Below are 26,246 nucleotides of genomic sequence, written 5' to 3'. Positions count from 1 at the left end.
GGTCCAGCGCGCGACGGCGAACCCGTTTCCGTGCTGCCCGCCTGCTCTCCGGCTGTGTCGGCACACCCGGCAATGACGGCCCGATGCGGTGTCGAGGATCGACACCCTGAATCGTCTTGAACGGTTGACTGCACAACGGTTGACCTCATGAGGGGGAGGAACAACACGATGGCCAGTATCACCGACTCCTCGGTGGACGGCATGAGTGCCCGGCATCGGACCACCGGAGCCGCTCGTCACGACCGTGACGCCCAACGCGGCCCGGCACCCGCCCGGATGCCCGCCGAGAGTGACGGCACCCAGGCGCAACCCAGCACCGGTCCGGTCCGGATCCTGGACCCCAGCGGTCCGGAAGTAATTCCGGGCGAGACCCCTTCCGTGCCGGAGTCGCCCATCAAGCCCCGTGACGACTGGCGCTCCGCCTACGTGTGGTCCATGCGCCTGGTCGACGCCGTCGCCATCATCGCGACGCTGCTGCTGGCCCAGCTCGGACGCTTCGGGGCCGATGGGTCCAGGGGCGGCGGCGATCTCGAATGGCACGGAATGACCGTGAGCTACTGGTTCGTCGGCCTTGTCCTGGGCATCACCTGGTGGGCCTGGCTCGACCTGCGCGGGGCCCGGGCCATCCGCCTGATCGGGTACGGCGTGGAGGAGTCGCGCGAGGTCTCCACCGCGACGTTGATCTTCTACAGTGCGATCGCGATCATCTCGTTCGCCCTGTCCCTGCCCTTCGCCCGCGGGTACGTGATGATCGCCCTCCCCCTTGGGCTGGTCTTCCTGGTTCTCGGACGCTGGGGCCTACGCACCAGCTTGCTGTTCCGCCGTCGTCGTAATCGCTCGGCCATGTCCAGAACCATGGTCGTGGGCCGCCAACGCGGCACCCTGGAGACGGTGCAGTCGTTGCAGGACCACGTGGAAGCCGGCCTGGCACCGGTGGTCGCTTACTACCCCAAGGGGAAGCAACCGATTCCGGCCAAGTTGAAGGACATCGAGATCCGCAACACCCTCCCCGTCGGCGAACGCCCCACCGTGGCGGGAATCCTCGAGGCCGCGCATCGCAACCGCGTCCAGGCCCTGGTACTCACCAACAACTCGCCGTTGAGCTCTGCGGAGATCCGGCACCTGAGCTGGTACCTGGCCGACGCCCGCATCCGTCTGGTCATGAACACGGGCCTCACGGACATCGCCGGCCCGCGCATCCACACCCAGCACCTGGCAGGTCTTCCGTTAATCCACGTCTCCACACCGCATCTTTCCCGGTCACGACGAATCATCAAGCGCGGCATGGACATCCTGGGCTCGATGTTCGCGCTGCTCGTGCTGTCCCCCGTCATGATCGTCGTGGCAGCCATGATCAAGGCACATGACCGTGGCCCGGTGTTCTTCGGCCAGGAGCGCGTGGGACTGGACGGATCACGGTTCAAGATGCTGAAGTTCCGCTCCATGTACACGGACGCGGAGGAACGCAAGGCGGCCCTGCTGGCCGCCAACGAATCCCAGGGCGACGTGCTGTTCAAGATGAAGGACGACCCCCGGGTGACGAAGCCCGGCAAGGTCCTCCGCCGGTACAGCCTGGACGAGCTACCGCAGTTCGTGAATGTCCTCAAGGGCGAGATGTCCCTGGTGGGCCCCCGCCCGCCGTTGGAGTCCGAGGTGGACAAGTACGAGGACTATGTTCACCGGCGGCTGCGGGTCAAGCCCGGGATCACCGGATTGTGGCAGGTCTCGGGACGCTCGGACCTGGACTGGGACCAGTCGGTGCGCCTGGACCTGTATTACGTGGAGAACTGGTCCGTGCTGGAAGACACCTTGATCCTGCTGCGGACGGTCAAGGCGGTCTTCGCGCCGTCGGGCGCGTACTGACAGCCGCGTCCGTACGCCAACCACCCGCCCGAATCCACCCTGCCGGTCCTGCTCGGTTGGAACCCCTGGTCACCAGGGGTTCCAACCGGGCAGGACCGCAACATAACGAAATGATCACGCTATACTCGCAGCGGTTCGGCTTCCAGCTTCCCCTCCCCCAGACGCCGGATGACCCCCCGAAGAATAGGCGTACGCGTGATCCACACCAATCACTCGTCGCGGGGCTCTGCCACCGCGACCGCTGTCACCCTGTCCCTGATCCTCACCACACTGGCCATCTCCACCTCTGCCCCGGCCAATGCAAAAGAGGCCCCAACCCCGTCCGTGGTCAACGAATACGTAAGCCAGGAAGGAACTCCCCAGGGAGAACTCACCCTCACCGACGGCGATGTCGTGTCCTACGACCCCGGCGCGGTGGCCTCCTACGACGCACCGGAACTCCCGGACGCACCTCCCACGACCGGCGACGACAGCCCCGGAGCAACCATGGGCATGTACCAGAAGAGTCTTGATTCTGCGGGCCACCTATCGGAGGACTCCGCCGAAACCATGGACCAGATCCGCGAGGAGACCGACTCCCCGCAGGACGCGCCTGTCACCGGGTCGACGCCGTCCCCGTCCACTTCCTCACCATCCACCTCCTCCCCTTCCACATCCGCAACGGCCGACGACGGCGCCGCGACCCCGGCGGCCATGGGCCCGGCCGGGGCGATGTCGATGGTCACCGTGGGCGGTGCCTGGCAGCCCGCGGGCATCCAGGGCATGGACGTGTCCTCCTGGCAACCGTCCGTGAACTGGACCGGCGAGTACGCCATGGGCTCCCGGTTCGCCTACATCAAGGCCACCGAGGGCACCTCCTACCGGTCGCCGAGCTTCGACGAGCAGTACATCGGGTCCTACCAGAGTGGAATGATCCGCGGCGCCTATCACTTCGCCGTTCCCACCAAGACCTCCACGGGTGCCGCCCAGGCGGATTACTTCGTGAACAACGGCGGCGGGTGGTCGGCGGACGGGCGCACGCTGCCGGGCCTGTTGGACATCGAGTACAACCCGTATCCGGCCTACGGCAACATCTGCTACGACCTCACCCAGCAGGAGATGCGCGCCTGGATCAAGAGCTTCTCCGATCGCTACAAGCAGCGCACCGGCCGGCTCCCCGCCATCTACACCACCACGGACTGGTGGGAGCAGTGCACGGGCAACACGGACATGTTCAACAACCACCCGTTGCACCTGGCCAACTGGACGACCTCGCCCGGGCCCATGCCCAACGGGTGGAGCACGTACGACATCTGGCAGTACTCGGAGGCGGGCCCGTTCTCCGGGGACTCGAACGTCTACGGCGGCTCATGGTCACAGCTGCAGGACTTCGCCCGCAACGCCAACTACAAACCCCTGGGTGGGAGCTCCGGCACGGGCGTGACCGCACCGTTCAAGGACGTGTCCGCGACCAACCAGTTCGTCACGGAAATCAGCTGGGCCAAGGACAGGGGTTATCTGAAGGGATGGCCCGACGGGACCTTCCGCCCGACCGAGAACATCGACCGGGACGCGATGGCTGCCGTCACCTACCGCATGGCGGGTTCACCGGCCTACACCCCGCCCGCCCGGTCGCCGTACTCCGACGTCCCCACCACCCACCAGTTCTACAAGGAGATCGCATGGGCCCGCTCAAAGGGCCTGCTCAAGGGCTGGCCGGACGGGACCTTCCGACCCAACGCGGACATCACGCGTGATGCGACGGCGGCCCTGTTCTACCGCCTGGACGGTTCGCCCGCCTACACGGCACCGGCCACGTCGTCGTTCGCCGACGTCCGCCCCGGCCAACAGTTCTACAAGGAGATCCACTGGTTCGCGAACCAGGGCATCACCACGGGCTGGCCGGACGGGACCTACCGGCCGTTGAACGCCACCAACCGTGACGCCATGGCCGCCTTCCTCTACCGCTACGTCAACTGACCCCCTGGCGATCACCCGGTCGCCAGGAATCGGACCGTGGTCGGTCGGGCCCAACAGCCCGACCGACCACGCCGTCCGGATCCACCTCATCCACCCGCCCACAACAACCACAACAACCACAACATCGAATTCGGTGACAGCCCGGAACGCGTCAGCGGCCTTCCTCTCCTGGGTTGAATCTCAACCTGTGCCCGAAAGGAACAACCGCTCATGCCCATCGTGCCTGCCCAGCCGCCGCGCGCCACCCAGTCCTCCGCCGCAGCCCCGGCCTCACCCAGGCCCGCACGCCTCTGGCTGGCCGCGGCCGTGGTGTCCGCGGCCGCCGTCGTCACGGGCCCCCTGCTCTCCACGACGCCGGCCCACGCCGCCCAAGGGGACATCGTCAGCACCTCACAGGCAACACGTGACGGACATCGGCAGACGATCCTCACGGAGATCAACAAGTACCGCGCCTCCCGCGGGCTGGCGCCGGTCAAGTACTCCCCCACGCTCAGCGGAATCTCCCAGGACGAATCCAACCGAGTGGTGCGTGACGAGAACTTCAACCACTCCAACAACTTCCTCTCCGACTCGAGGTTCGGCGGAGCGACCACCAAACGGGAGATCACGGCCCTGGAGTACAGCGTCAATCCCGTGGCGCTGGTCAACTGGTGGAAGGGCTCCCCGTCGCACAACGCCGTGCTGCTGGATCCCAAGGTGACCGTGGTGGGCATCGGCGTCACCTTGGCGGACGGGAGCCTGGCGCGGACGGGTCAACCGTGGCGCATCGTCTCCGTGGTCAACGGTGGCGGATACGCCAACGGCGGCAAACCTGCGGACACCCGCAGTTCGGTGACCGGATCGACCACCACCCAGTCCGCCCCGGTCAAGGCCGCACCCACGTCCACACCCAAGCCGGCCGCGGCACCCGGCCCGTTCGTAGACGTGTCCGCCGCCCAACAGCACGCTTCCGCGATCTCCTGGGTCAAGAACCGGGGCTACCTGACGGGCTGGTCCGATGGAACCTTCCGCCCGCACTCCCCGATCGACCGGGACGCCATGGCCGCCGTCGCGTACCGGGTCTCAGGATCCCCCGCTTTCACGCCCCCAGCGGTCTCCCCGTTCCGCGACGTGTCCACGAGCCACCCGTTCTACAAGCAGATCACCTGGGCCAGGTCCCAGGGCCTGCTCGAAGGCTGGCCTGACGGAACGTTCCGGCCCAACGATGACATCACGCGTGACGCCACGGCCGCTCTGTTCCACCGCATGGCCGGATCTCCCGCAGTCGGCTCCGCGGCGAGCTTCACCGACGTGTCAGCGGGCCAGGCTCATTCGGAGGCGATCCGTTGGATGGCAGCGTCGGGGGTGTCCAAGGGCTGGTCCGACGGCACCTACCGCCCACTGGAGACCACCAACCGGGACGCGATGGCCGCCTTCATCCAGCGGTACCTCCAAGGCTGACCGCAGGGTGGTCTGAGCAGCTTCCGACAGGGAAAAGTGCCGATCCAGTGACTGGATCGGCACTTTTCCGTGTCGAAAGCTCTCGTGTCGATCAGGAGTGGCCGTTGAACAGGCTCGTGACCGACCCGTCCTCGAACACTTCCTGGATCGCGCGCGCCAGCAGCGGCGCGATGGAGAGCACCTCCAGGTTCTCGAACCGGTGCTCCTCCGGCACCGGCAGAGTGTCCGTCACGACGACGGAACGCGCCCCGCAGTTGGACAACCGCTCGACCGCGGGGTCGGAGAACACAGCGTGCGTGGCCGCGATGATGACGTCCTTCGCGCCGTGCTCCCGCAGGACCTTGACCGCACCGGAGATGGTTCCCGCGGTGTCGATCATGTCGTCGATCAGCACACAGGTCCGGCCCTCGATCTGGCCCACGACCTCCTTGGACTCTGCCTGGTTCGGGCGGGTGATGTCACGGGTCTTGTGCACGAAGGCCAGTGGCGTGTGGCCCAGCAGCTCGGCCCACATCTCAGCCACGCGCACGCGACCGGTGTCCGGGGAGACCACGGTGATCTCGTCGTCGCCCACCATGGACTTCACGTAATCAGCCAGGATCGGGATGGCCATGAGGTGGTCCACGGGCCCGTCGAAGAAGCCCTGGATCTGGGCCGTGTGCAGATCCACCGACATCAACCGGTCCGCGCCCGCGGTCTTGTACAGGTCCGAGATCAGACGGGCGGAGATGGGCTCACGGCCACGGTGCTTCTTGTCCTGCCGCGCGTACGGGTAGAACGGGGCAACCACGGTGATCGAACGCGCCGACGCCCGCTTGAGGGCATCCAGCATGAGCAGCTGCTCCATGATCCACTGGTTGATCGGCGCGGGGTGGGACTGGATCAGGAACGCATCGGCGCCGCGCACCGACTCCCCGAACCGGACGTAGGTCTCACCGTTGGCGAAGTCATAGGCATCCGTGGGCACCAGATCGGTCCCCAGTTCACGGGCCACGTCTTCTGCCAGCTGCAGGTGGGCCCTGCCGGAGAGCAGGACCATACGGTTGTCACCTGAGTTGAGGATCCCGGTCATCGTGACTCGCTTTCTCGAGCATCGCTGTGGCTGGTGGTCGAATCCTGGGCGGCCTGGGCTGCGTCGGCTGCTGCGGTTCCCGCGCGGTTGTCCAGCACCCAGTTCTCCACGATGACCTGACGGCCTTCGGTCAGTGCCAACGCCCCCGCCGGAACGTCCTTGCGCACGGTGGTCGAAGCACCCGAGTAGGCACCGTCGCCGACCGTCACGGGAGCAACGTACATGTTGTCCGACCCCATGCGGACGTGGTTTCCGATTGTGGTCCGGTGCTTGTTCACGCCGTCGTAGTTCACGAAAACGCTTGCGGCCCCGATGTTGGAGTGCTCACCGATGGTGGCATCCCCCACGTAGGACAGGTGCGGGACCTTGGAGCCCGCGCCGATCTGCGCGTTCTTGGTCTCCACGTACGTGCCGATCTTGCCGCCGGCACCCAACTCCGTTCCCGGACGGAGATAGGCGAAGGGTCCGACGCTGGAGCCTTCGCCGAGAGTGGAGTCGGATCCGTGGGTACGCACGACGATGGCGCCGCGCCCCACCCGCACGTTGGTCAACGTGGTCTCCGGGCCCACCACGGCGTCCTCGCCCACGGAGGTGATGCCGTGCAGCTGGGTGTTGGGGTGGATCACGGCATCGGCGGCGATGGCCACGTCCGAGCCGATCCAGGTGGTCGCGGGGTCGATCACGCTCACCCCGTTGCGCATGTGGGACTCGACCGTGCGCCGGTTGAGGTAGCGACCCAGCTCGGCAAGCTGGACGCGGTCGTTGGCGCCCTCCAACTCCATGTAGTCGCCCATGGTCAGGGCGTCCACAAGCCCGCCTTCGGCGCGGGCGATCGCGGGGACGTCCGTCAGGTACATCTCACCCTGGGCGTTGTTGACGTCGACCTTGTCCAGCGCGTCACGCAGGACGGTGGCGTCGAAGGCGAAAATCCCGGAGTTGACCTCGGCCACGGCCCGTTCGGCCTGGTTGGCGTCCTTGAACTCGCGGATGTCGGCGAAGGAACCGTCCGCGTCGCGCAGGATCCGGCCGTACTTGCCCGGCTCCGGGTGGATGGCGGTCAGCACGGTGACGGCGTTGCCGCGGGAATCGTGGTGGGCCACCAGGTCCCGCAGGGTGTCCGCGGTCAGCAGCGGAACGTCACCGTAGGTGACCACCACGGTGCCTTCGACCGGGGCGTTCTCGTCGAGCTTCTGCAGCCCGGCCAGGACGGCCGATCCCGTTCCGGGGACGTCGGACTGGTCGGCGATCAGGGCCTGGGGGTCGAAGTCCAGGACGTGCTGGGCCACGCGGTCACGGTCGTGGCGAACCACGACGACCAGTCGCTGGGGGTCCAGGGTGCGGGCCGCGGCCAGCGCGTGCCCCACCATGGACCGGCCACCGATCTCGTGCATGATCTTGGGCAGTTTGGACTTCATCCGGGTGCCCTGACCCGCAGCCAGGACGATGACAGCGGCCGGTTGCGCGATGCCCTCCCCTGCGTTGTACTCGGGGCCCTGCTCGGCGTCGGTGCTGGTCACGATCTGGCTGCTCCTCGTGATCGACTGGCCCGCGCCCCGTCCGCAGAACTGCGCCGGGTGGCGGGCATCGACTGGTGTCGATTCGTTCCGCCTCTAGGGTTCGAACCTAGACTCCACGGCTCCAAAGGCCGGGGTGCTGCCAATTACACCAAGGCGGAGCGTCACGGGAATCCCCGTGGTCAGCCCGGTGAAGGGACCGTCAATTCCCGGGGTGACTTCCGTGACGGTGCACGAAGTGCACGGTCAGTCACCCTATCATTCGGGCCGCACCGGACTTTTCCCTTGCGCGCAGTCCGTACCCTTGTCTGGTGGCTCATTTGTTGAACGGCGAGAACCTGCACCTGTCCTTCCCCACCCGCACCGTCCTGGAGGGTGTGACGGTGGGTATCGACGGCGGCGACCGCATCGGGATCGTCGGCCGCAACGGCGACGGCAAGTCCACGCTCATGAAGATTCTCGCGGGGCGACTCGACCCCGATGAAGGCCGTGTGACCTCTCGCTCCGGCACCCGGATCGGCATGCTCGATCAGGCGGACGTGTTGGACCCGACCCAGACCGTGGGGCAGGCCGTCGTCGGGAATCGCGACGAACACGAGTGGGCGGGCGACGCCAAGGTCCGCGACGTCATCGGTGGCCTGGTGGCGGATCTGGACTGGAAAAAGCCCGTGGGCGAGCTCTCCGGCGGACAACGACGACGCACCGCACTGGCAGCCCTGTTGGCCCAGGAATGGGACGTCCTGTTCCTGGACGAGCCCACTAACCACCTGGACGTGGAGGGTATCGCGTGGCTGGCCCAACACCTCAACAAGCGCTGGTCCAAGAACCAAGGTGGGTTGGTGGTCGTGACCCACGACCGGTGGTTCCTGGACGAGATCTCGACCTCCACCTGGGAGGTCCACGACCGGATCGTGGAGCCCTTCGAAGGCGGGTACGCCGCCTACGTGCTGCAGCGCGTGGAGCGCGACCGTCAGGCCGCGGTGGCCGAGGCCAAGCGGCAGAACCTGATGAAGAAGGAGCTGGCCTGGTTGCGCCGCGGCGCACCCGCACGCACTTCCAAACCGAAGTTCCGGATCGACGCCGCCAACGAACTGATCGCAGATGTCCCGCCGCCGCGGGACACCGTGGCCCTGTCCAAGATGGCGGTCACCCGGCTGGGCAAGCGCGTGGTGGACCTGGAAGACATCTCGGTCACCTATATGGGCTCCCGCGAGGGGTACTCCCCCGACGGCGAATCGGTGGCCTCGACCGAGCCGCGCACCGTGCTCGACGGCGTCACCTGGCAGATCGCCCCCGGCGAGCGCACGGGGATCCTGGGTCGCAACGGTGCGGGCAAGTCCACCCTGTTGCAGGTGGTCACGGGTGAACTCGAACCCACCGCGGGGCGAGTGGTGCGCGGCAAGACCGTCAAGGTGGCGGTGCTGACCCAGCAGCTGCGGGAGCTGGAGGAGGTGGCGGACGACCGGGTCTCGGACGTCGTCGGGCGGAAGAAGACCTCCTACGTGGCCGACGGAAAGGAGATGACTCCGGGTCAGTTGCTGGAACGCCTGGGATTCACCAGCGCGCAGTTGTCCACTCCGGTCCGGGATCTCTCCGGCGGGCAGAAGCGCCGACTGCAGTTGCTCATGATCCTGTTGGACGAACCGAACGTGCTGGTGCTGGACGAGCCCACGAACGACCTGGACACGGACATGCTCGCGGCCATGGAGGACCTGCTGGACACCTGGCCGGGCACGTTGCTGGTGGTCTCCCACGACCGGTATCTGCTGGAGCGCGTCACCGATCAGCAGTACGCCTTGTTGGACGGGAGGTTCCGCCACCTGCCCGGTGGGGTGGACGAATACCTCCGGCTCGCGGCCGCGACTGACACGGGCGCGGCGGCGTCGAACCCGCTGGCTGCCGCGTCCGCGGCCTCCGATTCCGCTTCCGACGACCCGAAGCTCTCGGGGGCTGAAGCTCGCGCGGCTCAGAAGGAGGTCGGGGCGATCGAGCGGCGCATGGAGAAACTCGCGGGCCTCATCGAGGCCAAGCACACGGAGATGGCCGCTCACGACCAGTCCGACTTCGAAGGCCTCGGCAAACTCACGGAGCAGCTGCGTGAACTCGAGGACGAGAACACGGAACTCGAGGAACGCTGGCTCGAGCTCTCCGAACAGCTCTGATCCCAAGCCCTACCCAAGCCCTACGAAAACACCCTTATGTCTGTGTGGAGTCGGCCTCGTAGGCGCACCGTCTCCACGCAGACATAAGCTTGTGAGCGGGAAGGATCAGAACCGAGTGATCTCCTCGGTCGGTTCCTTCTCCGGGCTGCGCAGCAGGTTGGCCACCCAGGCGACGAGCCACAGCGCGACTCCGATGACCAACAGACCACCGGCGATTTCATACTGCAGCCATTCCTCCCGGGAACGAGCCCAGGGGCCGGCCAGGAACAGCGAGAACAGTGCGCCCAGGACGGGCAACACGGTGGGAGTGCGGAATCCGCCCTCCGGTGTGGGGTCGCGCCGCAGCACCAGGACGGCGACGTTGACCACGGCGAACACGCACAGCAACAGCAGCGCGGTGGTGCTGCCCAGCGCGGACACGATGCCGCTCTCCGAGTTCTGGTTCACGTAGGCGATCAAGCCGATGGCCAGCAGGGTGCTGAAGATGATGGCCACCCACGGGGACTTCCGCTTGGGCAGGACCTTGCCCAAGACCTTCGGGAGCACCTCCTGCCGGGCCAACCCGTAGAGCAGGCGGCTGGCCATGAGCATGTTGATCAAGGCGGTGTTGACCACGGCGAAGACGGTCAGGAACGGGAAGATCGCGTCCACGGGGATCCCGGGAGCGCCGATCCGGACGACGTCCAGCAGGATGCCGGCGTCGGGATTCTTGGGGTTCGCGATGTCGCCCGCGGGGACGACCATGATCACGGTGGCGGCCACGAGCATGTAGATGATCGCGCACAGTCCCAGGCCGGTGAGCATGATCTTGGGGAAGATCTTCTTGGGGTTCTTGGTCTCCTCGACCAGGTTGACCGAGTCCTCGAAGCCCACCATCGCGAAGAAGGCGATCGCCGTGGCCATGGAGACAGCGCCGAACACACTGCGGTCCTGCGGGGTCTCGAAGACCACCAAGCGCCCGGGATCACCCTCGCCCTGGGCGATCGCAATGCAACCGATCACGATGATCACGGCCATGACCGCCAGGGTCACAACAGTTAGCACCACGTTGAACTTCACGCTCTCGCCCACACCACGCAGGTTGATGGTGGCCAGCACCACCATGATGCCCATGGCCATGAACATGGTGGCGGTGGCGGTCTGCGGGATGCCGTCGATGTACTGGCTCACGCCGATCAGCAGGTTCTTGCCCACTAGCGTGGCCGAGGTGGCGGCGCTGGTGATGCCCGAGCTGGCCACGGTGAACGCCACGATGAACGTCACGAAGTGAATGCCGAAGGCCTTGTGCGTGTACAACGCCGCACCGGCCGCGTACGGGTACTTGGTCACCAGCTCCAGGTAGGAGAACGCGGTGAGCGTGGCGATCACGAACGCGAGCAGGAACGGGAGCCAGGCCATGCCGCCCACCTGACCGGCGACTCGTCCCGTGATCGCGAAGATTCCGGCGCCGATGATGTCACCCATGATCAGGAGCAACAGCAGTTTGGGACCGATCACGCGGTGCAGTTCACCGTCGTGATCTCCACCTTCGATCATCGCGACGGCCTGGGTGTCGAGCTTCGACATGACCCCACCTCTTTCCTAGGTCTTCGGGGTTCACCAGCAACTCACAGCAAAATCTTGTGGAACCCGCAGGTGAAGAAGATAACCCGCCCGGGCTCCCGTCACTGCATCCGACAACCCTCACGCCGTAAACAGGACGTTACGGGTTCGTGTGGGGGGTTGTGACAGAACCTCCCCTGAAGCCAGTTCCGGATCGTTTCATAGAACGTGGGCGCCGATACTGGTGGCACAGTCGAACGCGAAGGAGGACACCGTGCGCGGAGTCATCATGGAAAAGCCCGGGGTCGTCACGGTCGTGGACCGCGAGGACCCCACGATCGTCGACCCCACGGACGCGGTCATCTCGATCAAGGCGACGTGCATCTGCGGTTCGGACCTGTGGCCGTACCGGGGCATCGAGCCGGCAGACCACCTCAAGATGGGGCACGAGTACGTGGGCGTGGTCGAGGAGGTCGGTTCCGAGGTCACCACCATCGCACCGGGCGATTACGTGGTCGGTTCCTTCGTCATCTCGGACAACACGTGTGAGATCTGCCAGTCGGGATTCCAGTCCAAGTGCGTCCACGCCGAGTTCGTGCACGGCGGCATCGGAACCCAGGCCGAGAAGGCTCGCATTCCGTTGGCCGACGGCACCCTGGTCAAGACCCCGGGCGAGCCCGACGCCGAGATCGTGCCGTCGCTCCTGGCGGCCTCCGACGTGCTCGGCACGGGGTGGTTCGCAGCCGTCGGCGCGGAGGTCGGACCCGGGAAGACGGTCGCCGTCGTCGGTGACGGCGCGGTAGGCCTCATGGCCATCCTGGCCGCCAAGCAGCTGGGTGCGGAACGGATCATCGCGATGTCCCGCCACCCGCAGCGCCAGGAACTGGCCCGCTACTACGGCGCCACGGACATCGTGGAGGAGCGCGGGGACGACGGCGTGGCCAAGATCAATGAGCTCACCGACGGACTGGGTGCCCACTCGGTCATCGAGGCCGTGGGAACCCAGGAGTCCTTCATGCAGGCCGTGGGCGCCACCCGCGGCGGTGGCCACCTGGGCTACGTGGGCGTGAACTACGACGTGACCATCCCCGGCATCCAGCTGTTCTTCGCGGGAATCCACACGCTCGGCGGCCCCGCCCCCGTCCGCCGGTTCCTGCCCGAACTCATCCAGTTGATCTGGGACCGCAAGATCGACCCGGGCAAGGTCTTCGACCTCACCCTCCCCCTCGAGGAAGCGGCCGAAGGTTACAAGGCCATGCACGAACGCCGCGCCACCAAGGTCTTCCTGACCACGGACTGAGGCAAACGCAGCCGACGGCCGCCCGCGGTTGTCCGACCCGAAAGGTCCCGCCCTCATCGTGACGCACGGAGAGGGCGGGACCGTTGACGTGTGCGAGGATCTGGGCCGTGACATCACGCTCTGAGAAGCTGCGCTCCGTCCACCCGGCGTGGTGGGTGGCCGCGGTCGCTTTCCTGGCCCTGTTCGGCGCAGCAGGCTTCCGCGCGGCACCCGGGGCGCTCATGGTTCCGTTGCAGACCGAGTTCGACTGGAGCATGGGCAGCATGTCCCTGGCCGTGAGCGTGAACCTGCTGCTCTACGGGCTGGTGGCGCCGTTCGCGGCCGCTCTGATGGACCGCTTCGGCATGCGCCAGGTGATCTCCACCGCCCTGGGCCTGATCGCCCTTGGTGCGGCCGGGAGTGTGTTCATGACCGATGCCTGGCAGCTCATCGCCTTCTGGGGTCTGTTGATCGGTTCCGGTACCGGCTCCATGGCGCTCGTGCTGGCGGCCACCGTGGCCGGACGCTGGTTCGTGCGCCGCCGCGGACTGGTCATGGGCGTTCTCACGGCCGGTTCCGCGACGGGCCAGTTGGTGATCCTCCCGCCCGTGGCGGCGTTGGCGGAGCATCTCGGCTGGCGCGCCGCATCACTGCTGATCGCGGCGACGGCGATCGTCGTCGTCCCCCTGGTGTGGGCCGTTGTCCGTGACTACCCGGAGGACCGCGGCGTCCAACCGTTCGGGGTGGACCCGGACGTCTACGCCGCGCCGCGCCGGCAGCACGGTGGTGCCGTGGCCCGGGCCCTGGAGGGCCTGACCTACGGTGTCCGGCACCGTGCTTTCTGGGCCCTGGCCCTGGCTTTTGCAATCTGCGGGGCAACGACGAACGGGCTGATCGGCATCCACTTCATCCCCTCCGCCCATGACCACGGGATGGCCTCCACCACGGCGGCCGGGCTGCTGGCGGCCTTGGAGGTCTTCGACGTGATCGGGACCATCTTCTCCGGATGGCTCACGGACAAGTTCGATCCCCGGTTGCTCCTGGTGGCCTACTACACCTTCCGCGGCGCCGCTCTGTGCGTACTCGCAGCTGCACTGTCGGTGGCGGTTCGAACCACGCCCGTCGCCGACCGCTGAGACTCAGGGTTGGAGACGTTGCAGCGTCCAGCGCTCAGGCGAGTCCAACGGATGCGGGGTGCCGTCGGTGCTGCGCCACAGGACACGGTCGTGCAGGCGGGCGGGCATACCCACCCAGAACTCGACCTCCACGGGCCGCAGCCGGTATCCGCCCCAGGTCTCCGGCAGGGGCACGTCCACGTCCAGGAACCGGGCCTCGGCTGATTCGAATCCCGCGGTGACGTCCTCGCGCCGGTCCACCGGGGCTGACTGTCGGGAGGACCAGGAGGCCACCTGGGAGGCGTGTGGTCGGGAGGACCAGTACTCCAGGTCCTCCGCCGGGTCGGTCTGTTCCACGTGCCCGCGGAAGCGCACCTGCCGGAACATCGGGTGCCACAGCATGACCAGGGCCGCATTGGGTGTGGCCGCGAGTTGGCGCCCCTTGGCGGAATCACGGTTGGTGAAGAACCGCAGCCCGTGGGCGTCGAAGTCCTTGATCAACAGGATGCGGTTGTCGGGCAGGTCGGTGGCGTCGTCGTAGGTCGCCAAGGAGGCCGCCGAGGGTTCCCCCACCCGGGGGTCCGCAACGGCCTGGGCCCACCAGGATTCCAGGAGTTCCAGGATCGTTGGCCCGGTGGCCCCGCGTCCCAGCTCCTCCAGCCCGGACCCGGCATAGACAACGCGCTCGTACTCGTCACCGCGCACGGCAACCTCCCCGTCCATGACAGCCACCAACACCTGGGCCCGGAGTCCAGGCCTGTTTCTTCGTCGACTTTACGACCGTGCGACGCACATCCTTGCGCAAGCCTGCAAGGATGTGCGCATGTCCCCGCAATCTCCGTCAGAGGAAACTCGTGCGATCGAATTGTTGACGGACACGCAAGCGGACCAGGCACTGTCCAAGGTTCTGGACTCGCTCGATCTGGCCCCGTACCAACGCACTGGCCACGGACTCGGTGCGGGGAGCTGGCGGCTGGTGCAACTCAACCACCGACCCGGGGCCGGTGTGACCGGGGTCTTCGCCGTCGAACTGTCCTCGCCCGCCGTGGGCCTCCCCCGGCACCTCGGGCTGGACGAGAACGAGGTCCTGGTCTGTCTGAGCACAGCCGCCCTTCCCGACGACGCTGCCGTGGTCACCCTGGACTGGAACGGTTGCCGTTTCGCCTCCTGGTTGTGGCCGGACGACCCGTGGCTCCCGGGGTTGCGCCAGGCCGCAGATCCGACGACGCGCCTGGTGTCCCGATCCGACCTGCGATCCGTTCCCGTGACCTACCGCCCCACGCGGCGGGCCGTCCTCCGGCTCACCGACGCAGATTCCCTGACAACCGCCTACGTCAAGGTGGTACGGGCTCCGCGGGAGGCGGATCTGGTGGTGCGCCACACGGTGCTGGCGAATCACCACGTCCCTGTTCCGCGCCCCCTGGCACGTTCCGGCGACGGTGCTGTGGTGCTCTCTCATCTGCCGGGACCAACCGCCGTGGGCCCGATCCGCGAAGAGGGGACCGGCGTCGTGGCCCCGGAACACCTTTTGGCACTGTTGGACCGGTTCCCCTCTGCGGTCGCGGACTTTCCCCGGCGGGCGGCGTGGAGCGATCGTGCCGTCGACTACGCCCGGTCCGCACAGGCCGCCCTCCCAGAGGAAGGCGTCCGGGTCCAGACCCTTGCCGAGGCCGTCGAGGTGTTCGTGCGCAGCGGCCAGGACGTGGACGACGACGGCCCGGTTCCCGTCCACGGTGACTTCCATCCGGGCAACCTCATCCTGGGGCCCAACCCGGTCGATCCGGCGCTCGGCCCAATCACCGGGCTGCTGGACCTGGATGCAGTGGGACCCGGACTGCTTGCGGACGATCTGGCCTGCTTCGTGGCGCACACCTGGTTGCTCGCGATCGATCCGAGCGATCCGTCCTCGGTCCCGTCCGTGGTCAAGGCCTACTTGGACGCCTTCGACGAAGTCGTGGACCCCGTCGGGCTCCGGGTGCGCACCGCCGGGGTACTGCTCTCCCTGATCGGGGTGGCAGGACGACGTCGCGGCGCCTCGGCCGCCCGGGCCGGCCTGACCGTGGCGGAGTCGGCCTACCGGTTGGCGTTGGTCTGAGCGGTCACCACCTCGCCCGTGATCCGCTTGGGTGCGGTCCTGGGCGCAGGGAGGCCCCAGACGTAGGGGACGCGGTCGGTCAGTCGCTGGATCACCAGACAGATCAGGAGGGCGATCACCATGAGCACGGGCACACCGATCCAGGTCACGGGTGTGGCGAGCGCGCTCGTCGTCGGGTTGAGCACCACAACGCTCAGTGCAGCGATCAAGAGCTGCAGCACGATGGGGTGCAAGACGTAGACGGACAGGCTCCGGGTACCTACGTACCGGGCCCATCCCATCCCGGGCTTGCCGTCCAGTCGAGAAAGGACCCACAGGCCCGCGGGCACGGCGGTCAGTGGCGGGAGAATGCCTCCGAAGTGCTGCAGGACGGGCACGTCGCGGGTCGGCATCCACAGCAGGATGGCCGCCAGGCAGACCACGCACCACATGACGCCCTGCCAGGGCTTGATCTGCGCCACCCAGGACCGGATGCTCTGGCTCCACCAGGCGCCGACCAGGAAGAACAGCCAGTTGGTTCCGAGCTGATTGGTGCCCCAGGAGACTTCGTCCACCATGCCCGGGACGAAGTACAGGAACACCAGGAAGGCCAGTGCCACGGCCCAGGGGACCGGTTTGGTCCCCAAGAGCCCCTGGACGGCGTAGTAGATCGCCAACGCCAGGAGGAACCAGAGGTAGCTGTCGAACAGGAGAGTCTTCTCAACGATCAGAGCGAACATCTCCCCCGCGGTCCGGCCCCGTGAAATCGCCCCGATCACGGGATAGGCCACGAAGTACACGGCGGTCCAGAAGACGTAGAGCCACACCATGTTGAGGGGCCGCAGACGCCAGAACCGTTTCCCGTACTTGGTCATGGAGCGCGTTACGAAAAAGCCCGCCACAAGCATGAACACGGGCATGCGCCACTGCCCCATCAGGACGTTGATCTGAGACCACCCGCCGAAAACGTCCCAGCCCCACTGGGTCAGCACCCCAATGCTGTGGCCGAAGACCACCAGCACAATGGCCGCCCCCTTGACGGTGTCCATCCACTGTTCACGACCGGCACCGGAGGACGAGCTCGACATCCGACCGGCGGACACGGTTGTTTCATGGGCGCTGTGATTCTGGGCCACGGTCGGCCTTCCCCCTTGGCGTGCTCATGTGTGCCGGGCCCGCAAACCGTGCTGCGCGGGCCCCAACGCTCGCCCATCCCCATGGGCGAAGCAACGTCGGTTCAGGACCGACGACGACGGACCGGGCTCTCGGCACGCGGTCGGCGTCGCTTGACTGCTCTCAAAACTATCGGCACGGGCGCTCCCTGACGACCGTTGGAGGCTATGACCTTCCCCACGTAAAGCGGTTCTGACGTGGGACGTCACGCCAGCGCACGAGTCGGCTGGCCCGGTTCAGCCGAGAACGACGGGTACCGCATGCGCGCCGACCTCGCGGAGGTGGGCCGCCAGAATACGGGCGGACTCGTGATCGCGGGTCAACGCGATCAGCGTGGGGCCGGAACCGGAGACGATCGGGATGGACCCCGCCATCCGTAGTTCCTCGAGCCGAGGAACCAAGTGCGGGGCAAGGTCCAGCGCCGGTGTCTGCAGGTCGTTGCGCAGCAGGGACAACGCCGTGCTGTCGCTGCCCGGATCGCCCGCGAGCGCCCCCAGCAATTCGTCCGGCACCTGGAGATCCTCGTCCCGGGGGGTGACCGCCTGCCCCTGTTCACGCAACGCATCCAGCCGGGAGAACACGGACGGCGTGGACAGTGCGCCGTCGTCCGCGATCAGGACCGCAGGCCACGGCGAGCTGACCGGAACGGGAGACAGCTCCGCGCCCGTCCCGGTGCCGATGGCGGCCCCACCGGTCATGGCGAACGGCACATCGGCCCCCAGGCCGCGCGCAATCTCCAGGCTGTCGGAGACCAACGTCTCGCGGCCGGTGACGGCGAAGACGAGTTCCACCGCGGCTTTGATCGCTGCTGCGGCATCGGCCGAGCCACCGCCCATGCCACCGGCCACCGGCACGGCCTTTTCGATGTGGAGGCGAACCCCGCCCGGGAGCCCGCCTGCACGCTCGATCACGGTCCTGGCTGCCCGGACGGCAAGGTTCGACTCATCCATCGGCACGGACGCCGGGTCGAAGCTTCCGCGCTCCACCTGCTGGTCCACCAGGGAGCCGGGGACCACCTCCAGCGTGCACTCGATGTGGCCCTCCGGAAGATCGGGGGCAAAGCTCACCGTGACCGCTTCCCGCACGTCCACGGCAACGTAGAGGGTCGCCAGCGAGTGATAGCCGTCGGCCCTGGTCGGCCCCACGGCCAGGAAGAGGTTGACCTTGCCCGGTGCCTCCATCCGCGACGACGGCGGCTCGCCCGTGACGGCCCGCTGCGCTGCCGTCATGGACCCGGTCTGCGTGCCATTGCCGGAGTCCGATGTCCGCACTCGCGTCTGCGTCTCTGCCCGTGGTTGTGCCTCTGCCTGCGTCCGCGGCTGCGCCGGACGCAGGCCGCCGCCGTTCTCGTTCGACGCGTGGTTTCGGTGTTGTCTCCCCCACCGCTGCCTGCTCATGCCCGGTACTGCCCTTCCGCGGAAAGGATCCCTCGCCGCACCCCCGCAGCCGCGATCGCCGCGAACTGCCCGACATCCAGTTTCTCCCCGCGTTCCGTGGGCGGCACACCCGCGGCGTCCAGCACGGTCTCGGCCTCCGCTCCGGATCCCGCCCAGCCGGCCAGAGCGGCGCGCAGGGTCTTGCGCCGTTGGGCGAATGCCGCGTCCACAACCGTGAACACGGCCTCCCTGTCGGCCACCTCCGCGCGGCTTCCGGTCAGGCTCATGGCGTCTCCGGCCCCGATTTCGGCCACCGGCTGCGCACGACGCACGAAGCGCACCAATCCCGAACTGATCCGTGGCGCCGGCCAGAAGACCTGGGTCCCGATCACGCCGGCCTTGGTGACCTCCGCGAACCAGGACGCCTTGACGGAGGGGACTCCGTACACCTTCGAACCGGGGCTTGCGGCCAGGCGGTCGGCGACCTCGTCCTGGACCATGACCAGACCGTGCCTGATCGACGGAAACCTCCCCAGCAGGTGCAGCAGGACCGGAACGGCAACGTTGTACGGCAGGTTGGCCACCAGGGCGTCGGGGGTCCTGGGGAGTTCGGTGACCGTCATGGCGTCCGCGCGCACGACGTCGATCGCCCCGGTTCGCCGGGGCCGGAACCTGGCCACCGTGCTCGGGAGCTGCTCGGCCAGCGGCGGGTCGATCTCGACCGCGACTACGTGCTCGGCGGCGTCCAGCAGTCCCAGGGTCAGCGACCCCAGGCCCGGGCCGACTTCCAGGACGGTGTCCCCGGGAGCGGCCGCGGCGCCGTCGTCGTCCTGCCCGCGGTGCAATTGCGCGGCCGCCACGATGCGCCGGATGGTGTTGGGGTCGATCACGAAGTTCTGCCCCAAGGTCTTGGTGGGGCGGATCCCCAGCTGCTCCGCCAGATCCCGGATCTCGGTCGGGCCGAGCAATGGCTGCGGGGCGGGGCTTTCGGGGTGGTTCACGCGATCAATTCTAGGGGCGGACCTGGATCAGTGTTGTCCGTAGACCTCGCGAACGGTCGTGTCCACCCGTGCGCAAAACTCCTCGAGCGGGGTCTGTAGGTGCTCGGCGATCCAACGCGCGGTCTGCACCACCAGGTACGGGGCGTTGGGGCGGCCCCGGTAGGGGTGCGGCGTCAGGAACGGCGCGTCCGTTTCGACCATGACCAGTCCAGGCCGGGCCACGGACAGGGCCTCCTGCAGGTCGTGGGAGTTCTTGAAGGTCACGGTTCCGGAGAACGACATGTACCAACCGTGTTGGTTGCAGATCCGGGCGAGTTCGGCGTCGCCGGAGAAACAGTGGAACACCGTGCGTTCGGGGGCGCCCTCCTCCAGGAGGATCCGCACGACGTCCTCGTGGGCGTCGCGGTCATGGATCTGCATCGCCTTGCCCAGTGACTTGGCCAGGCGGATGTGTTCCCGGAAGGCGTCGTGTTGATGGTGCCGTCGGGTCTTGCGGGTCCGGAAGTAGTCCAGCCCGGTCTCTCCCACGGCCCGCACCCGTTCGTGGCCGGCCAATCGGGTGATCTCGGCCATGGCGTCGTCCAACGCACCGGCCTCCGCCAACGCGGGGATCTCGTTGGGGTGCAAGGCCACGGCCGCCAGAACCCGCGGGTCCGCCTCCGCCGCCTGCACGGACCAGCGTGCGGCGTCCAGGTCACAGCCGACCTGGATGACGCCGCGAACGCCCAGGTCCTCCGCGGTGTCCAGGATGTCGCGCAGGCCGATGTGTACCCGGCCGTCCTGCATGTCGATGTGCGTGTGGTTGTCCACGATCGGCACCGGAAGGGGCTCCGGCGCGACGGGGAACGTGAGGTCCCGGGTGTGGCCGGACTCGGACTTCTCGTCCCTCCGGTTGGTTCCCGGCCCACTGGGCTGCTGCTCGGGGCGGTCCCCGTCCGTCGACCCGGTCGAACCGTAGTGCTCGGGACGGTAGGCCTCCGGTGTCGCACCGGGCAGGGTCGCGGGACGATCAGCGGGGTCGGGCCAGAGGGTTGCGTTGGTGCGTGGGTGACTCACCCGCCCAAGCCTAGCGACCCGGGGCACGCGGGCCAGGCGGTCCCGGCAGCGGACGCTCGGACAGGCGGGTCACCACCGGAGGTCAGGCATCGCGGGCGGCGAGCACGGACTCGTAGAGTTCCCGTTTGGAGACCCCGTGGGCCGCAGCCACCGCACCGGCGGCCTCCTTGAGACGCGTCCCCTCGGCAACCTTCGCCTCCACCTCGCCCACCAGGTCCTCGGCCCGCTCGGGTGGGGGCGCAGGGGCTCCCTCGACCACGACGACGATCTCGCCCCGGATGCCCTCGGTTTCCACCCGCTCGTGGAGTTCACCCAGGCTCCCGCGGAGCACTTCTTCGTGCAGTTTGGTCAGCTCACGGGCGATGACGGCACGCCGGTCGGCACCGAAACCAAGGGCCAGGGCCTCGATCATGGCCCCGAGGCGGTGTGGGGCCTCGTAGAAGACCATGGTGCGCCGCTCGCCGTCGAGCTCCCTCAGCCGTTCGGCACGCTGTCCGGCCTTGCGGGGCAGGAATCCTTCGAACACGAACCTGTCGCTCGGCAGGCCCGAGACGGCCAAGGCGCTCAGGACGGCCGAGGGCCCTGGCAGCACGGTGACGGTCAGCCCTTCTGCGGCGGCAGCGGCGGCCACCCGGTATCCGGGATCGGACACCGTGGGCATGCCTGCATCGGAGACCACCAGCACCGTGGCGCCGGAGCGCACGGCCTCCAGGAGCTCGGCAGCGGAAGCGACCTCGTTGTGTTCGTGGTGGGCCACCAGCCGCCCCCGGATCACGACGTCGAGACCCGCTGCCAGTTTGCGAGCTCGTCGTGTGTCCTCGGCGGCGACGACGTCGGCACCGGCCAGGGTGTCACGCAACCGGGGCGAGGCGTCGTTGAGGTTGCCGATGGGTGTGCCCGCCAGAACCAATGCACCGGCGGGGAGGGGATTCACGGGAGATGCCGCAGAAGTCGTCACGAACCCCACTCTAGGCCGGTCCCCCAGCGCTCCCCGTGGCGATTCACCTACCATGACCGCCGTGACCACTTCCCCCCGATACACCCAGTCCCCTGCCCCAGGATCGTCCGTCGCGCGTGCATGGACCCCTGTCCGTGGCTCCGGTGACACCGAGGCGGACCTTCGGGAACGGCTGCTTCCCTCCTGGCCCCCCGTGGCGGCGTGGATGTGGCTGCTTCCGCTCCTTCCCGTGTTGCTGGGTGGGTTCATGCGGTTCTACCAACTGGCCCGTCCGCAGGAAATCGCCTTCGACGAGACGTACTACGTCAAGGACGGCTGGGCCCTGGCCACTTCCGGTTACGAACAGGAGTGGCCGGACGACGCCGATGACTCATTCGCGCTCGGCGTCGTCCCCACGCCCGATGGGAAGGCCTCGTTCGTGGTGCACCCTCCCGTGGGCAAGTGGCTCATCGGCTGGGGGATGCTCCTGTTCGGGCCGGGAGATGCTTTCGGGTGGCGGTTCTTCCCCGCGGTGTTCGGCACGGCCATGATCGCGCTGGTCGTCGTCGCGGCGTTGCTCATGTTCCGTTCGCCCGTGGTGGCCGCAGTGGCCGGGACGTTGCTGGCCGTGGACGGGCTGCACCTGACCCACTCCCGGCTGGCCCTGCTGGACATCTTCCTGGCCTTCTTCGTCCTCTTGGCCTTTGTTTTCCTGCTGCTGGACCGGATCGACGGACGTCGGCGCCTGATCCGGAAATTCCAGCGAAGCAGTCCATCGGGGGCATCGGACACGATTGACGGGCGTAGCCACGGATTCGGGGCGTGGCTCGGTGTGCGGTGGTGGCGCATCGCCGCGGGGATCTCCTGCGGTCTGGCCGTCGGCGTCAAGTGGAACGCGCTCTACTACGTGGCGGCCCTGGGCGTGATCACGGTGCTGTGGGACCTCGGTGCGCGGCGCGCCGCCGGCATCCGCCTGTGGCTGCCGGGTGGCGTGGTCCTGGACGGTCTGTTTGCGTTCGTGTCCATGATTCCCGTCGCCCTCCTGACCTACCTGTCCACCTGGCTCGGTTGGCTGCGGACCTCGGGCGGCTACGACCGGAACTGGGCCGTCGAACACCCCGGCGAGGGTGCCCAGTGGCTTCCGGAATCTCTACGGTCCCTGTGGGAGTATCACAAGGCCGCATACGAGTTCCACATCGGGTTGGACTCGGGCCACACCTACATGGCGGGCCCCGCGCAATGGCCGATCCTGGGCCGCCCGACGTCCTACTTCTACGAGTCCCTGGAGCGGGGACAGCGCGGTTGCGAGGCCGCTGCCTGTTCACAGGCGATCCTGAATCTCGGCAACCCGGTGATCTGGTGGTCCTTCATGCCGGTGGCGGCCGCCGTGCTCATCTTGGTCCTCGTGTCACGCAAGTGGCGGTTCGACTGGCGGGTCCTCTCCCCGCTGGCCCTGATCGCCGTCGGGTGGTTGCCCTGGTTCGCATACCCCGAGCGCACCCAGTTCTACTTCTACGCGTTGCCGTACCTGCCGTTCATGGTGCTGGTCCTTGCCGGGGGTCTGAGCGTGATCCTCCCGGACCGTGGCTCCCCCAGGCTGTACCGCATCCTGTCCTGGTCGGTCGTGGGCACGTGGCTGGTACTCGTGCTGGCAGTCGCCGCCTACTTCTGGCCGATCTGGACCGCTCAGGTCATCCCGTACGAGGCATGGCATCAGCGCATGTGGTTCCCCAACTGGATCTGACCGGCACACCTGACCCGGGATCTGGCCCGGATCTGCTCGGGGGCTCACCAGCGAGCGGTCACCGCTGCGGCGTCACCGCTTTCCGACGACGCCGCAGGCTGCGGTACCCGCTGACGATCACCACCAGGCACCCCAGCACCGTCAACGCCGCGACGGAGGCTGCGGCGTCGATCCAGAACTGCGTGGGGTACAGGCGAATCAGGGTGTCGGAGGCACTGAACGTCCAGGTGCCGTCGGCGAAGAACAGGGAGTGGAACTCTGCGAAGAACGTGCTCCACCCCAGGACGGCCAGGACCACCAGGACCGCCAACAGCAGCAGGGTTCCCCACGCGCCCCACACAGCGGCCCGGATGAGCCCGGTGGCGTCCTTGCGGTGCCGGAGCAACCAGAACAGCGCGGCCAACAGGACCGTGACCAGGGCCAGGCCCAACCCGACCTGCAGGACCCCCTTGACGTCGGTCATGTGCGAGACCTCGTCGCTGGTGAACCAGGGAACCCCATTGGCGGTGCGCACGTCCCCCAGGAACGACGGCGGTGCCCAGTTCAGGATGTAGTCGACGCCCTGGGACCCTAGACTCATCCGCTCGCCGGCATCGAAGCCGTACTCGTCCGAGGGGAATCCGGGACGGTGGTACTCGATCCACAGGAAGAGGGGCGAGGCGACCAGGCGGACCGAGAGTGCCAGGAGGCCCAGCGGCACAGCCAGCCCTACGATCAGACGCGAGAGCACCTGCCAGGGACCCGAGCTGCGCCCTTTCGAGGTCATCGTTGACGACTCGGTCGAACCGTTGCCGTCAGCCCACGGGCTGCTGGTGGAACCGGCAACGGGAGCAAGCTTCGTGGAGCTGGACTCGGCCCCTGCGGGAGCCGACGACGATCGTCCGGCAGGGCTCTCCGACGAGCGCACGTCGTCGTGCGTGCGGGCAACGGCGGGACCGAGACGGGACCACTCGTTGCCCTGGTCCGGTTCAGTTCGTGCGGCTCGGTGGGGGCCGGAATCACCTGTGGTCGTCAACGGTCACATCCTCCTCCGTGGCTTCGCTGCGTGCTCTCGTCCTGGGGGTCTCAGGCACGGTCAGGACCGTCGGGCGATGGGCAGGAAATTGGGAATGCCGTCCACGACGGGAAACACCGGGTGGACACCCTCACGGAATGGCCGCTCACTCATCAGGTGGTGCTCGTCCACCTGGATCAAGTTGGCACGCGTCATGGGACAGCGCAGCACCTCCCGCAGGGCGGGGGACAGCGAGGAGACGCCGTCGCCACGGTGCAGACGGGCAGCGGGAGCGCTGTCCTCCGGGGGGTCTGACTGGCCGAACTGGCTGGGGGTGACACTCATGGGCGGGTCTTTCCGAACGCGCACGGCCCGTGGAGCCGACGGTGGTGTGGGGGCGTTGCCATGGTAGGGCGTCGGCCGCTCCAGACGCGGGACCGACCCCACCCCACACTGCCCTTTCGGTTCATCCCCGCTTGGAGCGACGCCGGAGGTGCGGGATGCGCATGGCTTTCGGCTGGTCCGCGGTCACGGGGTCTGACTCGGCGTGCTCGGAAGCGAAGATCTCGTTGACCAACGAGTGCTCCTCGTCCTCGAGGTCCTCGCCCGAGAATTCGTGGGCCGTGTCCGCCGATGGGGACGGGCTCTCAGCGGCCTGCGCGGGTGCGGGTGCACCCGTCTGGACGGGGCACTCCGGGGCAGTGCTGACCTTGAGCGGGCGGACCTCGGCCAACGGGCCGGTCCCGAAGTCGTCGGCGGATTCAGTGGATTGAACAGATTCAACAGATGGGGCTGCATCGGCAGCATCGGGTGCCGATCCGTGGTCGGGCTCCGGTGTGGACACCGCGCGCGTTATGGGGAGGGGAACGGCTGTGGCATGGGCCGCTGCCGGTTCCGGATCGGGTGTCTCCGGAATCTCCACGCGGAGGATCTCCCACCCCCGAGGAGCCGTTAGTCGTTGCGCGTGCTGACCGCAGAGGTCATACGCGTGGGGCTCGTTGTGCACCGACAGTGGGCCCACCACGGCGGTGGAGTCGGAGTAGACGTAGGTGAGGGTCGAGACAGCTTCCCGTTTGCAGCCTTGACGGGAGCACAACCGCGCGAGTGGCGCTTCAGAGGACGATGCAGCCACCGTCGGACGCTCCCTGGTCAGCGCCCTGCGCGGCGCAGACGCCGACGCTCGCGTTCGGACAGACCGCCCCAGATGCCGAACTTCTCGTCGTGCGCCATGGCGTAGTCCAGGCACTCCGAACGAACCGGGCAGGCCTCGCAGACACGCTTGGCGTCACGCGTGGATCCGCCCTTCTCGGGGAAGAACGCTTCGGGATCGGTCTGGGCGCACAGGGCGTCCGTCTGCCAGGCCAGCTCGCCTTCGTCGCCGTCGACGCCGTAGACACCGGCCACGGCCTGCCAGATGGAGCCGGGAACGCCGGCGGCACCAGGAGCCTCCTCGTAGGACTCCGCGACGGAGGTGGAGGTTCGGGCCCCGGTCAGCCGCTCAGCGGCATCGGGATCCACGGGGTCCAGGAACCAGTCCTGGGGAACGGAACGGCTGCCCCGCCGTCGCCGCGCGGTCTGTGCCACCTCGGCGTTCTGGTAGGCGGGCTCTCCCATAGCGTTCCTTCCGGTCGATCGGCCAGTCATGCCGCGTGTCTCATGCCGCACCGTCGGTGCGGTCAATGCTCGGGCGGTCACACAAGAACTCGCCCGGTACCACTCGGGGACACACTGACCTAGACTCTCGTCGTCAGCGCTTCGGGGGGCTCCGAGGGCCGGCGCAGGCCTGTACGGCGCCCCGCCACAGCGTTAATTACACGCTTGTAAGCCCCGTAACGTCAAGCCCGAACCCGAGCTTCGGGCCGTGTTCTCGGCGTGTCGCCGCGTCAACACGGGGATCCAACGTTCAGAAATCGCCGCAGGTCATGTGGCGTTTCACGACCTTCAT

At 67.6% G+C, this 26,246-nt stretch carries 21 protein-coding genes and 1 tRNA gene; 8 read left to right on the top strand and 14 right to left on the bottom strand.

The window, feature by feature from the left end:
* The first annotated feature begins 168 nt into the window (after nt 1-168).
* From GWK18_RS07115 to GWK18_RS07105, 3 genes are all read left to right on the top strand, one after another.
* Nucleotides 169-1,863, top strand: coding sequence for a sugar transferase (locus tag GWK18_RS07115; protein WP_245192984.1), 1,695 nt, complete (start codon nt 169-171; stop codon nt 1,861-1,863).
* A 195-nt stretch (nt 1,864-2,058) separates the two neighbouring features.
* Nucleotides 2,059-3,822 carry a GH25 family lysozyme gene (locus tag GWK18_RS07110; protein WP_348535877.1) on the top strand — a complete coding sequence of 588 codons (1,764 nt, stop codon included), beginning with the start codon at nt 2,059-2,061 and terminating at the stop codon, nt 3,820-3,822.
* A 210-nt stretch (nt 3,823-4,032) separates the two neighbouring features.
* The gene (locus GWK18_RS07105) at nt 4,033-5,262 is read left to right on the top strand and encodes an S-layer homology domain-containing protein (RefSeq protein WP_166834178.1); all 1,230 of its coding nucleotides are present in this window, start codon (nt 4,033-4,035) and stop codon (nt 5,260-5,262) included.
* A 91-nt stretch (nt 5,263-5,353) separates the two neighbouring features.
* Here the strand turns inward: GWK18_RS07105 and GWK18_RS07100 are convergent, their stop codons facing one another.
* From GWK18_RS07100 to GWK18_RS07090, 3 genes are all read right to left on the bottom strand, one after another.
* Nucleotides 5,354-6,334, bottom strand: coding sequence for a ribose-phosphate diphosphokinase (locus GWK18_RS07100; protein WP_123825049.1), 981 nt, complete (start codon nt 6,332-6,334; stop codon nt 5,354-5,356).
* The gene (gene glmU, locus GWK18_RS07095) at nt 6,331-7,851 is read right to left on the bottom strand and encodes a bifunctional UDP-N-acetylglucosamine diphosphorylase/glucosamine-1-phosphate N-acetyltransferase GlmU (protein WP_267900143.1); all 1,521 of its coding nucleotides are present in this window, start codon (nt 7,849-7,851) and stop codon (nt 6,331-6,333) included. The genes GWK18_RS07100 and glmU overlap by 4 nt, the downstream gene beginning before the upstream one ends.
* An 85-nt stretch (nt 7,852-7,936) precedes the next feature.
* Nucleotides 7,937-8,009: transfer RNA gene (locus tag GWK18_RS07090), tRNA-Gln, on the bottom strand.
* A gap of 150 nt (nt 8,010-8,159) precedes the next feature.
* On the opposite strand from GWK18_RS07090, the gene GWK18_RS07085 reads away from it, so the two are divergent.
* Nucleotides 8,160-10,010, top strand: a complete 1,851-nt coding sequence (locus tag GWK18_RS07085; protein WP_166834176.1) for an ABC-F family ATP-binding cassette domain-containing protein — start codon at nt 8,160-8,162, stop codon at nt 10,008-10,010.
* 105 nt (nt 10,011-10,115) lie between these two features.
* On the opposite strand, the gene GWK18_RS07080 is transcribed toward GWK18_RS07085, so the two are convergent.
* The gene (locus GWK18_RS07080; protein ID WP_123825047.1) at nt 10,116-11,576 is read right to left on the bottom strand and encodes an APC family permease; all 1,461 of its coding nucleotides are present in this window, start codon (nt 11,574-11,576) and stop codon (nt 10,116-10,118) included.
* Nucleotides 11,577-11,826: 250 nt separating this feature from the next.
* Between GWK18_RS07080 and GWK18_RS07075 the strand changes: the two genes are divergently transcribed.
* Together GWK18_RS07075 and GWK18_RS07070 are read left to right on the top strand one after the other, a co-directional pair.
* A complete protein-coding gene (locus GWK18_RS07075) occupies nt 11,827-12,852 on the top strand; it encodes a zinc-dependent alcohol dehydrogenase family protein (RefSeq protein ID WP_348535876.1) in 1,026 nt (341 codons plus the stop codon).
* A gap of 107 nt (nt 12,853-12,959) precedes the next feature.
* The gene (locus tag GWK18_RS07070; protein WP_348535875.1) at nt 12,960-13,967 is read left to right on the top strand and encodes an MFS transporter; all 1,008 of its coding nucleotides are present in this window, start codon (nt 12,960-12,962) and stop codon (nt 13,965-13,967) included.
* A 3-nt stretch (nt 13,968-13,970) separates the two neighbouring features.
* Here GWK18_RS07070 and pdxH read toward each other — a convergent pair whose 3' ends face one another.
* Nucleotides 13,971-14,669, bottom strand: a complete 699-nt coding sequence (gene pdxH / locus GWK18_RS07065; RefSeq protein WP_245193010.1) for a pyridoxamine 5'-phosphate oxidase — start codon at nt 14,667-14,669, stop codon at nt 13,971-13,973.
* Nucleotides 14,670-14,769: 100 nt separating this feature from the next.
* On the opposite strand from pdxH, the gene GWK18_RS07060 reads away from it, so the two are divergent.
* Nucleotides 14,770-16,041 (top strand): aminoglycoside phosphotransferase family protein, encoded by a 1,272-nt coding sequence (locus GWK18_RS07060; RefSeq protein WP_166834172.1) that lies wholly within the window; start codon nt 14,770-14,772, stop codon nt 16,039-16,041.
* Here GWK18_RS07060 and GWK18_RS07055 read toward each other — a convergent pair.
* From GWK18_RS07055 to rsmI, 5 genes are all read right to left on the bottom strand, one after another.
* The gene (locus GWK18_RS07055; protein WP_166834170.1) at nt 16,020-17,156 is read right to left on the bottom strand and encodes an acyltransferase; all 1,137 of its coding nucleotides are present in this window, start codon (nt 17,154-17,156) and stop codon (nt 16,020-16,022) included. The genes GWK18_RS07060 and GWK18_RS07055 overlap by 22 nt on opposite strands.
* 273 nt (nt 17,157-17,429) lie before the next feature.
* Entirely contained in the window at nt 17,430-18,422 is a 993-nt protein-coding gene (locus tag GWK18_RS07050) for a 4-diphosphocytidyl-2C-methyl-D-erythritol kinase (RefSeq protein ID WP_166834168.1), read from the bottom strand.
* Between the two features lie 164 nt (nt 18,423-18,586).
* Nucleotides 18,587-19,570: a 16S rRNA (adenine(1518)-N(6)/adenine(1519)-N(6))-dimethyltransferase RsmA gene (gene rsmA / locus GWK18_RS07045; protein WP_166834165.1), complete on the bottom strand. Its 984-nt coding sequence runs from the start codon at nt 19,568-19,570 to the stop codon at nt 18,587-18,589.
* 27 nt (nt 19,571-19,597) lie between these two features.
* On the bottom strand, nt 19,598-20,626 hold the full coding sequence (locus GWK18_RS07040) for a TatD family hydrolase (RefSeq protein ID WP_166834163.1): 1,029 nt from the start codon (nt 20,624-20,626) through the stop codon (nt 19,598-19,600).
* A gap of 82 nt (nt 20,627-20,708) precedes the next feature.
* On the bottom strand, nt 20,709-21,584 hold the full coding sequence (gene rsmI, locus GWK18_RS07035; RefSeq protein WP_348535874.1) for a 16S rRNA (cytidine(1402)-2'-O)-methyltransferase: 876 nt from the start codon (nt 21,582-21,584) through the stop codon (nt 20,709-20,711).
* Nucleotides 21,585-21,645: 61 nt separating this feature from the next.
* Between rsmI and GWK18_RS07030 the strand changes: the two genes are divergently transcribed.
* Nucleotides 21,646-23,307, top strand: coding sequence for a phospholipid carrier-dependent glycosyltransferase (locus GWK18_RS07030; RefSeq protein WP_348535873.1), 1,662 nt, complete (start codon nt 21,646-21,648; stop codon nt 23,305-23,307).
* Nucleotides 23,308-23,365: 58 nt separating this feature from the next.
* Here GWK18_RS07030 and GWK18_RS07025 read toward each other — a convergent pair whose 3' ends face one another.
* The 4 genes from GWK18_RS07025 to GWK18_RS13135 all read right to left on the bottom strand — a co-directional run bounded on the left by GWK18_RS07025 (nt 23,366) and on the right by GWK18_RS13135 (nt 25,915).
* On the bottom strand, nt 23,366-24,322 hold the full coding sequence (locus GWK18_RS07025) for a TIGR01906 family membrane protein (protein WP_245192983.1): 957 nt from the start codon (nt 24,320-24,322) through the stop codon (nt 23,366-23,368).
* A gap of 60 nt (nt 24,323-24,382) precedes the next feature.
* The gene (locus GWK18_RS07020; protein ID WP_123825038.1) at nt 24,383-24,646 is read right to left on the bottom strand and encodes a hypothetical protein; all 264 of its coding nucleotides are present in this window, start codon (nt 24,644-24,646) and stop codon (nt 24,383-24,385) included.
* A 121-nt stretch (nt 24,647-24,767) separates the two neighbouring features.
* Complete coding sequence (locus GWK18_RS13310; RefSeq protein WP_166834157.1) at nt 24,768-25,433, bottom strand: DUF3499 family protein; 666 nt, start codon at nt 25,431-25,433, stop codon at nt 24,768-24,770.
* Between the two features lie 17 nt (nt 25,434-25,450).
* Nucleotides 25,451-25,915, bottom strand: coding sequence for a WhiB family transcriptional regulator (locus GWK18_RS13135; protein WP_123825036.1), 465 nt, complete (start codon nt 25,913-25,915; stop codon nt 25,451-25,453).
* Between the last annotated feature and the right edge of the window lie 331 nt (nt 25,916-26,246).

Origin of the sequence: Kocuria sp. JC486, from assembly GCF_011602805.1 — a bacterium.
GTDB lineage: Bacteria > Actinomycetota > Actinomycetes > Actinomycetales > Micrococcaceae > Kocuria > Kocuria soli.
Note: the sequence above shows the minus strand (reverse complement) of the source record. Positions and strands in the feature narration are given on the sequence as shown.

Bases quoted from the DNA above. Each gene is read 5' to 3' on its own strand.
- GWK18_RS07050 (WP_166834168.1), bottom strand. From the start codon at position 18,422: ATGACGGCAGCGCAGCGGGCCGTCACGGGCGAGCCGCCGTCGTCGCGG.
- GWK18_RS07020 (WP_123825038.1), bottom strand. From the start codon at position 24,646: ATGAGTGTCACCCCCAGCCAGTTCGGCCAGTCAGACCCCCCGGAGGAC.
- GWK18_RS07080 (WP_123825047.1), bottom strand. From the start codon at position 11,576: ATGTCGAAGCTCGACACCCAGGCCGTCGCGATGATCGAAGGTGGAGAT.
- GWK18_RS07105 (WP_166834178.1), top strand. From the start codon at position 4,033: ATGCCCATCGTGCCTGCCCAGCCGCCGCGCGCCACCCAGTCCTCCGCC.
- GWK18_RS07100 (WP_123825049.1), bottom strand. From the start codon at position 6,334: ATGACCGGGATCCTCAACTCAGGTGACAACCGTATGGTCCTGCTCTCC.
- pdxH (WP_245193010.1), bottom strand. From the start codon at position 14,669: ATGGACGGGGAGGTTGCCGTGCGCGGTGACGAGTACGAGCGCGTTGTC.
- GWK18_RS07115 (WP_245192984.1), top strand. From the start codon at position 169: ATGGCCAGTATCACCGACTCCTCGGTGGACGGCATGAGTGCCCGGCAT.
- GWK18_RS07060 (WP_166834172.1), top strand. From the start codon at position 14,770: ATGTCCCCGCAATCTCCGTCAGAGGAAACTCGTGCGATCGAATTGTTG.
- GWK18_RS13135 (WP_123825036.1), bottom strand. From the start codon at position 25,915: ATGGGAGAGCCCGCCTACCAGAACGCCGAGGTGGCACAGACCGCGCGG.